General features: G+C 70.7%; 15 protein-coding genes, 1 tRNA gene and 1 pseudogene. 9 read left to right on the top strand and 8 right to left on the bottom strand.

The genetic code is table 11. The features are described 5' to 3' along the window. Positions 1 to 550, top strand: a pseudogene (locus AB0N07_RS32440) (hypothetical protein); the annotation flags it as partial. 89 nt (positions 551 to 639) lie between these two features. Continuing rightward, complete coding sequence (locus AB0N07_RS32435) at positions 640 to 2001, top strand: cytochrome P450 (protein WP_365841177.1); 1362 nt, start codon at positions 640 to 642, stop codon at positions 1999 to 2001. Positions 2002 to 2329: 328 nt separating this feature from the next. Here AB0N07_RS32435 and AB0N07_RS32430 read toward each other — a convergent pair whose 3' ends face one another. Beyond that, positions 2330 to 2659, bottom strand: coding sequence for a hypothetical protein (locus tag AB0N07_RS32430; RefSeq protein WP_365841175.1), 330 nt, complete (start codon positions 2657 to 2659; stop codon positions 2330 to 2332). Positions 2660 to 2770: 111 nt separating this feature from the next. Here AB0N07_RS32430 and AB0N07_RS32425 point away from each other — a divergent pair, with 111 nt between their 5' ends. Together AB0N07_RS32425 and AB0N07_RS32420 are read left to right on the top strand one after the other, a co-directional pair. Continuing rightward, the gene (locus tag AB0N07_RS32425; RefSeq protein WP_365841173.1) at positions 2771 to 2893 is read left to right on the top strand and encodes a hypothetical protein; all 123 of its coding nucleotides are present in this window, start codon (positions 2771 to 2773) and stop codon (positions 2891 to 2893) included. Positions 2894 to 3118: 225 nt separating this feature from the next. Further along, a complete protein-coding gene (locus tag AB0N07_RS32420) occupies positions 3119 to 3763 on the top strand; it encodes a tyrosine-type recombinase/integrase (RefSeq protein WP_365841181.1) in 645 nt (214 codons plus the stop codon). Between the two features lie 98 nt (positions 3764 to 3861). Here AB0N07_RS32420 and AB0N07_RS32415 read toward each other — a convergent pair. Continuing rightward, positions 3862 to 3935: transfer RNA gene (locus AB0N07_RS32415), tRNA-Pro, on the bottom strand. Positions 3936 to 4035: 100 nt separating this feature from the next. Here AB0N07_RS32415 and AB0N07_RS32410 point away from each other — a divergent pair. The 3 genes from AB0N07_RS32410 (at position 4036) to AB0N07_RS32400 (ending at position 6151) form a co-directional block, all read left to right on the top strand. Beyond that, positions 4036 to 4578, top strand: coding sequence for a DUF309 domain-containing protein (locus tag AB0N07_RS32410; RefSeq protein ID WP_365841171.1), 543 nt, complete (start codon positions 4036 to 4038; stop codon positions 4576 to 4578). An 85-nt stretch (positions 4579 to 4663) separates the two neighbouring features. Continuing rightward, positions 4664 to 5440 (top strand): precorrin-6A synthase (deacetylating), encoded by a 777-nt coding sequence (gene cobF / locus AB0N07_RS32405; RefSeq protein ID WP_365841169.1) that lies wholly within the window; start codon positions 4664 to 4666, stop codon positions 5438 to 5440. Between the two features lie 225 nt (positions 5441 to 5665). After that, entirely contained in the window at positions 5666 to 6151 is a 486-nt protein-coding gene (locus AB0N07_RS32400) for a hypothetical protein (protein ID WP_365841167.1), read from the top strand. On the opposite strand, the gene AB0N07_RS32395 is transcribed toward AB0N07_RS32400, so the two are convergent. From AB0N07_RS32395 to rpmG, 4 genes are all read right to left on the bottom strand, one after another. After that, positions 6138 to 6884: a cobalt-precorrin-6A reductase gene (locus AB0N07_RS32395; protein ID WP_365841165.1), complete on the bottom strand. Its 747-nt coding sequence runs from the start codon at positions 6882 to 6884 to the stop codon at positions 6138 to 6140. The genes AB0N07_RS32400 and AB0N07_RS32395 overlap by 14 nt on opposite strands. 95 nt (positions 6885 to 6979) lie before the next feature. Beyond that, positions 6980 to 7102, bottom strand: coding sequence for a type B 50S ribosomal protein L36 (gene ykgO, locus AB0N07_RS32390; protein WP_030935932.1), 123 nt, complete (start codon positions 7100 to 7102; stop codon positions 6980 to 6982). Between the two features lie 34 nt (positions 7103 to 7136). After that, a complete protein-coding gene (locus AB0N07_RS32385; RefSeq protein WP_365841162.1) occupies positions 7137 to 7397 on the bottom strand; it encodes a type B 50S ribosomal protein L31 in 261 nt (86 codons plus the stop codon). A 72-nt stretch (positions 7398 to 7469) separates the two neighbouring features. After that, positions 7470 to 7634 carry a 50S ribosomal protein L33 gene (gene rpmG / locus AB0N07_RS32380; RefSeq protein WP_115910518.1) on the bottom strand — a complete coding sequence of 55 codons (165 nt, stop codon included), beginning with the start codon at positions 7632 to 7634 and terminating at the stop codon, positions 7470 to 7472. A gap of 123 nt (positions 7635 to 7757) precedes the next feature. Between rpmG and AB0N07_RS32375 the strand changes: the two genes are divergently transcribed. Further along, entirely contained in the window at positions 7758 to 8585 is an 828-nt protein-coding gene (locus tag AB0N07_RS32375) for an HAD-IIA family hydrolase (RefSeq protein ID WP_365841159.1), read from the top strand. A 4-nt stretch (positions 8586 to 8589) separates the two neighbouring features. On the opposite strand, the gene AB0N07_RS32370 is transcribed toward AB0N07_RS32375, so the two are convergent. Together AB0N07_RS32370 and AB0N07_RS32365 are read right to left on the bottom strand one after the other, a co-directional pair. After that, the gene (locus tag AB0N07_RS32370; RefSeq protein WP_365841157.1) at positions 8590 to 9363 is read right to left on the bottom strand and encodes a sulfite exporter TauE/SafE family protein; all 774 of its coding nucleotides are present in this window, start codon (positions 9361 to 9363) and stop codon (positions 8590 to 8592) included. Between the two features lie 283 nt (positions 9364 to 9646). Continuing rightward, entirely contained in the window at positions 9647 to 10834 is a 1188-nt protein-coding gene (locus AB0N07_RS32365) for a thiolase family protein (protein WP_365841155.1), read from the bottom strand. A gap of 165 nt (positions 10835 to 10999) precedes the next feature. On the opposite strand from AB0N07_RS32365, the gene AB0N07_RS32360 reads away from it, so the two are divergent. Then, positions 11000 to 11809, top strand: a complete 810-nt coding sequence (locus tag AB0N07_RS32360; RefSeq protein WP_365841153.1) for a lysophospholipase — start codon at positions 11000 to 11002, stop codon at positions 11807 to 11809. Positions 11810 to 11833 lie beyond the last annotated feature (24 nt).

The raw sequence follows: 11833 nt of genomic DNA, 5'->3' as shown, positions 1-11833 counted from the left end.
ATGTTCGGCAGGGCCAGCCTCGATCTCCTACGCAAACGCGTCCTACTCGCACGGTGAGTCTGAACTATCCGGATCACAAGATCGTCGACAGAACCACGTCCTTCACGACCTGTGCGTCGCGCTTATCGCCTGGCACAACGACACCACCTCATACAACAAGGAACTGTTCCGCGAGCAGCACTTCGGCTACCCCGAAGCCATGAACCTGGTGCCCGTCCTCGCCCGCCACCACGGCTGCACCCCCCAGCAGGCCCTGCGCGAGGCGACGCTGATGCACGACCGGGCCATGCACCAACTCCACCACCTCGCCCAGCGCATCACCGAAGGCGAATACCCCAGGCTCGCCCGTTACGCCCGCGCCCTGACTGACTGGGTCGCCGGCAGCTTGCACTGGCACCTCACCAGCGGCCGCTACAACGACCCCAACAACCCCGGCCAGGCGGTGGCCCCCCGCATTCAGATGCCCGCCATCGTCACCCGGCCCGCCGACCCCGCACACCTCGGCCAGCGCCTCACCACACCGGTCGCCGCCTGGTGGTGGAACACCTGACCCACACGCACATCGCACACCGGCACGGCCACAGCCCCGCGGCGCCCGGCGCCGTTCACATCTCGCCCAGCGCTCCATCAGGAGAATCAATGACCTTCACCACCTCCCGGACCTCGGACACCCCCGCGGCCCCACCCCTGCTGCCCGGTGCGCTGCCCCTGGTCGGGCACGCCCTGCGCCTCCTCAACGACCCGGCAGGGTTCCTCACCGCCGCACCCGCCCACGGGCCCCTTTCCCACGTCCGGCTGGGCCCGCTGACCGCCACCCTCGTCAGCGACCCCGCTCTCACCCGGGAAGTCCTCCTCGACGACGCCCTCTACGACAAGGGCGGACCCCTCTACGACCGCATCGCCGACGTCATGGGCAACGGCATGCTCGCCTGCCCCCACTCCCGCCACCGACAGCAACGGCGCCTGCTCCAACCCGTCTTCCACAAAGACCGGCTGCCCGCCCACCTCGACCTCATGGCCGCCGAAATCACCCACGGCATCGACCAGTGGCAGCCGGACCGCACCCTGGACATGGCCGCCCAGGCCCAGACCCTGACCGCCCGCGCGATCGTCGCCACCCTCTTCGACGGCACCCTGGACCCCGCCACCGTCACCACCATGGTCCAGGACATGTCCGCGATCACCGCCGGCATCTACACCCACGCTCTGCTCCCCGCCGCGTACACCCGCCTGCCCCTGCCCGCGAACCGCCGCTACGCCCGCGCCCAGAGGAACCTGCGCACCACCCTGGGCCGCATCATCACCGAACACCGCTCCCGCACCACCGACCACGGCGCCTTCCTCAGCCTCCTGACCGAACCCGGTCCTGACGGCCACACCCTGTCCGACAGGGACGTCAGCGACCAGGTCATCACCTTCTTCATCGCCGGAATGGAAACCACGGGCAACGCCCTTGCCTGGGCCGCACACCACCTCGCCCAGGACCCCGCCCTCCAACAACACGTGCACGCCGAAGCCGCGGCCGTACCCCCGGGCCCCCTCACTCATACTCACCTGCCCGCCCTGGAACTCGCCGGCCGCGTGATCACCGAAGCCCTGCGGCACTACCCGCCCGTCTGGCTCCTGACCCGTACCGTCACCCGCCACACCACCCTCGGCAGCCACCCCCTGAACGCCGGAGACACCCTCGTCATCAGCGCCTACCTCGTCCAACACCTCCCCTCAGCCCACCCGAGCCCCCACCGCTTCGACCCCGACCGCTGGGCGCCCCCGCACCCCACACCCCCCGTTCCCGGCTCCCTCATCCCTTTCGGTCTGGGAGCCCGCAAGTGCATCGGCGACGCCCTCGGCATCGGCGAACTCACGCTGGCCCTCGCAGCCCTCACCCGCCGCTGGCAGCTCACACCCGCCACCGCCGCACGCGTCCGCTACGAAAGGGACATTGTCATCCGCCCCCGCAACCTCCACCTCCACCTCCAGCCGCGCCACCGAAGGACCTGACCCCGCGCCCACGAACAACCCGACGCCCGAGGTAGGCGGCGGAGTCATGCCCCGGGCCGGATCCACATCAACCCGTCCGTAATGACCGTCCCTCACGTCGATCGTGGGAAACAATCGAGCTGGCCAAGGGTCTGTACGGTCATCGGTGATTCGCACCAGAAGTGACACCTGCTGACAGGCATGAACGACGGTCCGGTACTGCGTAGCCGTGGGCGACGTCGCGGCGTTGACCATTTCCACGAAGAGGTGCGACAACCGGTTGAGTCCCGGGTAGTGAACCAAGATCAAATTGGTCGGGACTTCCTGGGCCCCAACTACTCACACAGCATCAGAGGGGCGACTGCCCGGCATCCGTCGGTCGGGCAGCCGCCCTTAGTATCGGATCGCGCTCAGTGGATCCGTACGGCGCGTTCGCACCTGAACTGTGCGGCAGAGCGCGAACATTTGACGGTGTGGCCAGGACATCGCGAAGCCGCTCGATCTCCACCCTCTGAGCGGCGATCTGCGACAGAGCCCGCTCCCTGAAGTCAGTGAGTCCATCGACCTGCGTGGCACGCACGGCGAGGCGTTCCTTCAGCCCGGAGACCTGTTCCTTGAGGCGCTCGATCTGTGCCGCCCGCGGGTCCGGAACCACGCCCGTGTCCCGCAGCTCGGTCAACCGGCGCTCGAACTCCTCCGCCAGGTGTTGGTAGGGGCCGGGCCGCGGCGAGAATGGCTCCAGGCCATCATCGAGGCCGCACAGGCCGGCCTGCGCCCGTCGCCGGAGACCATGAATCTCGCCGAATACGGCGAAGCGAACATGGACCTCGCCCTGCGCGGCCTGCAGTTGAAAACGCTGGCCCCCTACCTGTCGGGGTGGCGGATGCGCGTGGTCCCGCCCTGGGCCACCTAGCGGTGCGGATGATCACCAATGGTGTCGTCGACCGCACCGTGCAGAACTGGATCGCCGACGAGCACAGCCGCTCCACAGTGAAGAACACCATCGCCGTCCTGGTCCGCGTCATGGAGCAGGCAGTCCGCGACGGCATCATCAAGGTCAACCCCGCCCGGGTGACCGGCTGGCAGAAGCTCTACAAGCAGGCCGAGGACGAACTCCTCGACCCACGGGCGCTGGCCCCTGCCCGACTGGGAGACCCTCCTCACGCTGGCCGACGCGCTCGTAGCCGCCTCCCACGACCAATACCGCGGCCGGGGAGACGTCGTCGTCTTCGCCGCATGCACCGCCGCACGAATCGGCGAGGTCTCAGGCTGCCGCGTCGGAGACATCGACACCACCCAGTGGATCTGGACCGTGCGGCGCCAGACCACACCCGCGCCCGGCGGACTGACCGACAAGGGCACCAAGGGCAAGCGCGCCCGCAAGGTTCCCATCGTCGAGGAGATCCGCCCCCTCGTCGCCCAGCGCGTCCTGTCCGCCGGACCCAATCCCGACGCCCGCCTGTTCACCGGCCCGCGCGGCGGACGCATCTCCACCGCCGTCCTGCGCGACGCCACCCACTGGGACGACGTGGTCACCAAGCTCGGCTACGAGCACCTGCGCCGCCACGACCTCCGGCACACCGGACTGACCTGGTTCGCCGACGTCGGAGTCCAGGTCCACGTCCTGCGGCGCATCGCCGGCCACGGATCCCTGACCACCACCCAGCGCTACCTGCACCCGGACGTACACAAGATCACGGCCGCCGGAGCAGCGCTCTCCGCACACCTCAGCGTGCTGCGCGCACGGCGCTCACTGCCGAGCCCGATCGTCGTGACCCGCTGACCTGGTCAAGAGCGCCGGTCCCCAACTGGTCCCCAAGAATGATCAAGGGCCGGTTCCGGATGCCTCCGAAACCGGCCCTGACCTGCGACTGTCTCCAGTCGGGACGACAGGATTTGAACCTGCGACCCCTTGACCCCCAGTCAAGTGCGCTACCAAGCTGCGCCACGTCCCGGTGCGCTTGCCGCGGTGAACCGCGTGATCGCGCGAACAGCACTTTACCCCACGTGCGGGGTGGTGCCGAAGCGGGCCGGGGGCGCGGGACAATCGGGCGTATGGGCAGTACGGGACGCAGGAGCAGCGCGTCGCCGGGCCGGGTGGCCGGGGCGCGGGACCGGGACGGCGAGGGGCGGGCGCGCAATGCCCGGCCGCGGGACGGGCTCGGGCGGCCGCTGCCGTACGGCGCGGACGGAGTGGCCCGGCAGCCCGAGGGCGTGGTGCGCCCCCCGGAGCAGAGCGTCGCCGAGGCGCAGGAGCTGCTGGACGCCGGCAAGCCCTTCCATGCGCATGAAGTGTTCGAGGATGCGTGGAAGTCGGGGCCGGAGGAGGAGCGGGAGCTGTGGCGGGGGCTGGCCCAGGTTGCCGTGGGGCTCACGCATGCCGCTCGGGGGAATGTCACCGGTGGCGCCCGGCTGCTGCGGCGGGGTGCCGGGGCCGTGGAGCAGTGGGCGGCGGAATCGGGGCGGCAGCGGCCGTACGGGATGGACCTCGTGGGGCTGGTCGGCTGGGGGCGTGAGCTGGCGGACGACGTGGAGGGCGGAGGCGGGGCCATCGACGCCGGGGCGCGGGCGCCGCGGTTGCGCGGGCGGCTCTCGTAGGGCCAGGTGGAGGCTGCGGCCGTCCGTACCCGCTCGGTAGGGATGCGGTGTACGGACTGTCAGTGGTGTGCGGCAGACTCGGGGTGTGCGAAAGATTCATGTCATCGGTATCGGCGCGGGCGACCCCGACCAGCTCACCCTGCAGGCGGTCAGGGCGCTGCGCAGCACGGACGTGTTCTTCATTCTCGAGAAGGGCGAGGTGAAGGACGACCTCACCCGCCTGCGCCGGGACATGCTCGACGCGCACATACCGGACGGGGCGTCGTACCGGGTGGTCGAGGCGCGGGATCCCGAGCGGGACCGGAAGGCGGGCGGCGCGGCCTACTCGCCCGCCGTCGGGGACTGGCGCAGTGCCCGTGCCGACATCTATGAGCGGCTGATCGCCGAGGAGCTGGGCGAGGACGAGAGCGGCGCGTTCCTGGTGTGGGGCGATCCGGCGTTGTACGACAGCACGATCGGGATTCTGGAGGAGGTACGGGAGCGGGGCGCCGTCGAGTTCGACTATGAGGTCGTGCCGGGCATCAGCAGTGTCTCCGCGCTCGTCGCCCGGCATCGCACCGGGCTGAACCGGGTGGCCCGGCCCGTTCAGATCACCACCGGGCGACGGCTCGCCGAGGGCTTCCCGGAGGGGGTGGACGACGTGGTCGTGATGCTGGACGCCCACCAGACCTTCCGGCAGTACGCCGACGAGGACATGGACATCTACTGGGGCGCGTACATCGGCACCCCGGACGAGATCCTCGCCTCCGGGCCGATCGGTGAGGCCGCGCCGCGGATCGAGCGGCTGCGGGCCGAGGCCCGGGAGCGCAAGGGGTGGATCATGGACACGTATCTGCTGCGCAGGCATCCCGGGGACCAGTAGGCATGCGAAGCCCGAGTGGATCGCCCCGCATGCGCGGGTGGTCCACCGGTGTGATCGTGACCTCGCGACAGTGACCGAGGACCCCGCTCCGCCTTGCCGCCCGCCGCCACCTGCCGCCGGAAGTACCGAGGCGGGCGAACAGGAGGCCGCCGTCATCAGCAAGGCGTGGGGCAGCCGCCTGAAATCGGGGTGCTCCGCGAGGCGCACGGTCGCCATACTCGCCCCATGTCTCCCGCACCCGTCCGCTTCCACGACACCCGCCGCACGGCATACGACTTCGCTGCGTACGCGCTGGTGCGCTGCCCGCGCTGCGACCGCGTAGCCCGCTTCGAGCGGCGCGAGGGCCGGGCTGCGGACGCCCGGGGCCGGACGTATCCGGAACGGCGTCTGGTCTGCCGCTCCTGCGGCCTGTCCCGCATCGGCACCGGGCCGCACTGCACGACGCGACGGCCCGGGCAGGGCTGTTACAGGCCGGCCCTGTGGCTGCGGGCGGAGACCAGACACGGTGAGCTGTGGGCGTACAACCTCGAACACCTCGACCTGATCGGACGGTTCGTCGCCGCCGATCTGCGGGAGCGGGCTCCCTGGTACGACAGCGGGCGGAAGATGACGCTGGTCGCGAGGTTGCCCGCCTGGATCAAGAGCGCCAAGAACCGCGCCGAGGTGCTGCGCGCGATCGACCGGCTGCGGGCGTCGGTCATGTCGGGCTGAGGCCCAGCCGGGCGAGGGCCTGCGGCACGTCGGGGACGGCGGTCACGCCCTCCGGCAACGGCGGCCTGCGTACGACCACGACCGGCAGCCCAAGGCCACGGGCGGCCGCGAGCTTGGCGGCCGTCGCCTCTCCCCCGCTGTCCTTCGTCACCACCACGTCGACCATGTACTCGCTCAGCAGCGCCGTCTCGACGTCCACCGTGAACGGCCCGCGCGCCAGCAGCACTTCCGTGTGCGGCGGCATCGGCGGCTCGGGGGCCTCCACTGACCGTACAACGAAGTGACGGTCCGTCAGGCGGGCGAAGGCGGACAGGCCCATGCGTCCCGTGGTCAGGAAGACGCGGGGACCGAAGCGCGGCAGCAGGTCCGCCGCCGCAGCGAGGGACGGGACCATGTGCCAGCGGTCCTCGGGGCCGGGCTGCCAGCCCGGCCGGCGCAGGACGACCGCCGGGACGCCGGTCGCCGATGCCGCCTGCGCCGCGTTCGCCGTGATCGCCTCGGCGAAGGGGTGTGTGGCGTCCACGAGGGCGTCCACGCGTTGCTCGCGCAGCCAGTCGGCCAGCCCCTGCGCCCCGCCGAAGCCTCCGACGCGCACCTCCCCTGCCAGCGCGCCCGGCCGGGTCACCCGCCCCGCGAGCGAGGTCGTGACGCGTATGCCGGGACGTGCCGTGAGCGCGGCGGCCAGTTCGCGGGCCTCGGTGGTGCCGCCGAGGATCAGGACGTGGGGGGACATGGGTGCGAGCGTACGAGGTCGGCGGTGGGCGCGGTTGCGGGGGACGCGGGACGGCCGCCCGGCGGGTGCACCGGGCGGCCGTCTCATCAGTGCGCTCAGCCCTGGCGGGCCTTGAAACGGGGGTCCTTCTTGTTGATCACGTACACCACGCCCCGTCGGCGGACCACCTGGGCGCCGGGCTTGGACTTCAGTGAGCGCAGGGACTTGCGGACCTTCATGGTTTGCTCTCCTCGGGTAGCGCGCGGGACCGCGTCAGTGACGGGTCGCCGCGGGGCGGCCGTAGCGGCGCTCGAAGCGCTCCACCCGGCCGGCCGTGTCCAGGACCCGCGACCTGCCCGTGTAGAAGGGGTGAGACGCCGAGGAGATCTCGACGTCGATCACGGGGTAGGTGTTGCCGTCCTCCCACTCGATCCTCTTCGAGGAGTCGGCGGTGGAGCGGGTCAGGAAGGCGACGTCCGCGGCGCGGTCGCGGAAGACCACGTGGCGAGTGTCGGGATGGATGCGGGGCTTCATGGGGTTTTCCTTTCCGGGACCACGGCCGGAGGGTGGTTCCTCAAGGCCGTGGCCTGGTCGTCTCGGGCTGCTTCAGCGCTCCTCGCGGAACTCGACGTGCGCGCCGGCCACCTGGTCGTACTTGCGCAGGACGAGTCGGTCGGGGTCGTTGAGGCGGTTCTTGCGGGTCACGTAGGTGACTCCGGTTCCGGCCGTCGACTTCAGCTTGACGACGGGGCGCGCGGTGCTGCGTGCCATGAGGTTCTCCCTTCGCCCACGCCACGGATCATTGATCCGAGCATGCCAATCACGGCTGGTCCAACAACGGCTTCGGCCCTCGCATTCCCGGGGTGGCGGGCACTGCGCGGTTATCGTCCAGGCATGGAGTCAGTACGTGAGTCGGTGCGTGCCGTTCTCATCGACATCGATGGGGTGCTCACCGTCTCGTGGCAGCCGTTGCCGGGGGCGGTCGAGGCGTTGCGGGAGATTCGCGAGGCCGGGTTCGGGGTCGCGCTGGTCACCAACACGACGTCGCGGACCCGGGCGTCGATCGCCGGGACCTTGCGGGAGGCGGGGTTCGCCGTCGACGCGGCGGACATTCTGACTGCGCCCGTCGCCACCGCGGCCCGTCTCGCCGAGCGCTGCCCGGGGGCGCGGTGTGTGCTGTTGAACAGCGGGGACATCGGGGAGGATCTCGAAGGGGTCGCTCTGCTCGACCCTGCGGATGTCGACCCTGGCGATGCGGAGAGCGTGCCGGATGTCGTGATCGTCGGGGGTGCGGGGCCGGAGTTCGGCTACGACGCGCTCAACCGGGCCTTCGGGTATCTGCAGCGCGGAGCCCGGCTGGTCGCCGTACACCGGAATCTGTACTGGCGTACCGACGCCGGCCTGCAGCTCGACTCCGGGGCGTTCCTGGTGGGGCTGGAGCAGGCCGCCCGGACGGAGGCCGAGGTGACGGGGAAGCCGTCGGCGGCCTTCTTCGAGGCGGGGCTGGCGCAGCTCGGGGTGGGGGCGGGTGAGGCGCTGATGGTCGGGGACGACATCGAGTCCGATGTGCTGGCGGCTCAGCGGGCCGGGATCACCGGGGTGCTGGTGAAGACCGGGAAGTATCTGCCGGAGACGCATCGGGATGCGAGTGGTACGCCCGATCACGTCATCGAGTCTTTTGCGGACCTGCCGGGGTTGTTGCGGGGTTCGGCCAAGGAATAGCCCGTCAGCGCAGCAGCAGCTGCAGGCCGCCCACGATCGTCGCGGCGATCACGAGTTGTTCGAAGAGGCGCTGGTTGATTCGGTTCACAGCCCATTTGCCGAACAACGCACCGGGCAAGACGAACACCGCGAGTGCGGCGTCAAGGAACAGCGAGCGGCCGTCGATCAGGCCGAGGCCGGCACTGAAGGGCACCTTCGACACGTTCACGATCAGGAAGAAGAACGCCGACGTGCCCAGGAAACCGAGCTTCCGGAAGCCCGCCGACAGCAGATACATCGACATCACCGGACCGCCCGCGTTGGCGACCATCGTAGTGAAGCCGCCGAGCACGCCGTACGAGCGGGCCTTGACCCGGCCGGACCTCGTGGCCACCGAGTCCGGCTCCTCGTCGGCCTCCGCCGTGCGCCGCCGCCACACCGTGACGCCCGCCATCAGCAGCAGGATCGCGCCGATCGACGTCCGTACGATCCCGTCGTCGGCCCACATAAGGAACACCGTGCCGACCACCACGCCCGCCGCGACCGCGGGGAACAGCCGCCACAGCGTGGGCCAGTGGGCGTGCCGCCGGTAAGTGAGGACGGCCAGGACGTCGCCGACGATCAGGATCGGCAGGAGTACGCCGGTGGAGGCGCGGGCGGGCAGCACCGCCGCGAAGATGGCGAGGCTCACCGTGTTGGCCCCGCTCACGGCGGTCTTGGAGAAGCCGACGAGGAGGGCTGCGCAGGCGAGGGCGGCGAACTCCCAGCCGGTTATGTGCCAGAGCGTCATCGTGTTCATGCGGGGACCGATGCTATGTGCAGCCAACGGGGCGGGTAAGTACCGTCTCGCTGGTTGGCACCCGGCGGTGGTGTGGCCGCCGCTGGGGGCTGCCGCCCCCAGGCCCCCGCTGTCGGCCTGAACGGCCTCGTCCTCAAACGCCGGACGGGCTGAGGTGCACGGACCGGCGTCCAAGAAGCACCCCTTCAGGGGCGCGGGGCTGTATCGATGTGCGGCTCCGCCGCGTGGGCGCGACCGGCCACAACGAAGCCGCAGGCAAAAGACAGCAGATGTGGCAGGCGGCTTAGTGCCGCTCCACCAGCACCGCACTCCCCTGTCCCACCCCCACACACATCGTCGCCAGCCCCCGTTCCGCCCCGGTCCGCCGCATCCGGTGCAGCAGCGTCGTGAGAATCCGCGCACCGGAGCAACCCAGCGGATGCCCCAGGGCGATCGCGCCGCCGCTCGGGTTGACCAGGTCGGGATCGATGCCGAGCCGGTCGACGCAGGCGAGGGCCTGGGCGGCGAACGCCTCGTTGAATTCGGCCTCCTGGACGTCGGCGATGGTCCAGTCGGCGCGGGCCAGGGCCTTGCGGGTGGCGGGGACCGGGCCGATGCCCATCACATCGGGGTGGACTCCGGCCGAGGCGCCGGCGACGTAGCGGCCCAGGGATTCCAGGCCCAGGTCGTTGAGGGCTTCCTCGCTGACCAGGAGGAGGCCGGCGGCGCCGTCGTTCATCGGGGAGGCATTGCCCGCGGTGACCGTGCCTCCGGCGCGGAAGACGGGCTTCAGGCGGGAGAGTTTCTCGTAGGACGTGTCCTCGCGGATGCATTCGTCGGCGGAGACGAGCACGCCGTCGGGGCGTTCCACCGGCAGGAGTTCGTCGTCGAAGTGGCCGTTCTTGCGGGCGTCCGCGGCGCGTTGGTGGCTGCGCAGGGCGAACTCGTCCTGGCGTTCGCGGGTGATGCCGTAGCGGTCGGCGACCTCCTCCGCGGTCTCGCCCATGGACAGCAGGCCGTGGAGGTCCTTCATCGCCGGGTTGACCAGGCGCCAGCCGAGGCGGGTGTCGACGGTCTCGATGCGGTGCGGGAGGGCCTCGTCGGGGCGGGGCAGGACGAAGGGGGCGCGGCTCATCGACTCGGAGCCGCCCGCGAGGACGATGTCGGCCTCTCCGGCGGCGATGGTGCGGGCGGCCGTCGTCACCGCCTCCAGGCCGGAGGCGCACAGGCGGTTGACCGTGGCGCCGGGGACGGATTCGGGGAGGCCGGCGAGCAGGGCGGCCATGCGCGCGACGTTGCGGTTGTCCTCGCCCGCCTGGTTGGCGGCGCCCCAGTACACGTCGTCGATGCGCGCCGGGTCGAGGGCGGGGACCTCCGCGACGAGGGACCGGATCACGTGCGCGGCCAGGTCGTCGGGGCGCACGGAGGACAGAGCTCCGCGCAGCTTTCCGATGGGGGTGCGGCGGGCGGCCGCGAAGTGGACGGGGCGCACGACAGGACTCCTGACCGACGGCTCACTTAATTAGCGCTGCTAGTTTTGGAGTGTAGACCGCCGCCGCGTCGCCTGGGAAGATCCCGGGAAGTCACCAGGCCACCCCTGGAACCACAGAACCGAAACCACAGACCGAAACCTTCACCGATGCAGCTGGAGGAGACAATGACCGACGCCCGCGAGCACGTCGTCACAGGGAGCCACGGTTCGATCGCCGTACGCGAGTGGCCCCGGGAGCGGCCCCGGTATGTGGCGCTGGTCGTGCACGGCTACGGGGAGCACGCCGGCCGGTACGAGGAACTGGCCGGTGTACTGGTCGAGCACGGAGCCGCGGTCTTCGCGCCCGATCATGCGGGGCATGGCAGGTCGGCGGGCGAGCGGGTGGTGGTCGAGGACTTCGAGGACGTGGTCGGTGACGTCCACCTCGTGACGGAGATGGCACGGTCCGCGTACCCGGGGCTGCCGGTCGTGCTGATCGGGCATTCCATGGGCGGGCTGATCTCGGCCCGTTACGCCCAGCGCCACGGCGACGGGCTCGCGGCGCTCGTGCTGTCCGGCCCGGTGATCGGCGCGTGGGAGCTGCCGGGACAGCTGCTCGCGCTCGACGAGATCCCCGACACGCCGGTCAGTCCGGCCTCGCTGTCCCGGGATGCGGCGGTCGGGGCGGCGTACGTGGCCGATCCGCTGGTCTGGCACGGTCCGATGAAGCGGCCGACCGTGGAGGCGTTCGCCCGGACGCTGGAGAGCGTCGCCAAGAACGGTGATGTCGGCCGGCTGCCGCTGCTGTGGCTGCACGGCGAGGACGACCGGCTGGTCCCGCTCCCCGGGAGCCGCGTCGGCGTCGAGCAGCTCAGCGGTGGCAACCTCACCGAGCGGATCTATCCCGGTGCCCGGCACGAGGTGTTCAACGAGACCAACAAGGCCGAGGTCTTCGCGGATCTGTCCCGGTTCCTGGACGGCGTACTCACGGACTGAGACACCGCGCTGGCGGCCCGCGCC

It is taken from the genome of Streptomyces sp. NPDC051172 (assembly GCF_040682555.1).
Lineage (GTDB): Bacteria > Actinomycetota > Actinomycetes > Streptomycetales > Streptomycetaceae > Streptomyces.
The sequence above is the reverse complement of the archived record's forward strand: the minus strand, read 5'-3'. Positions and strand labels throughout refer to the sequence as shown.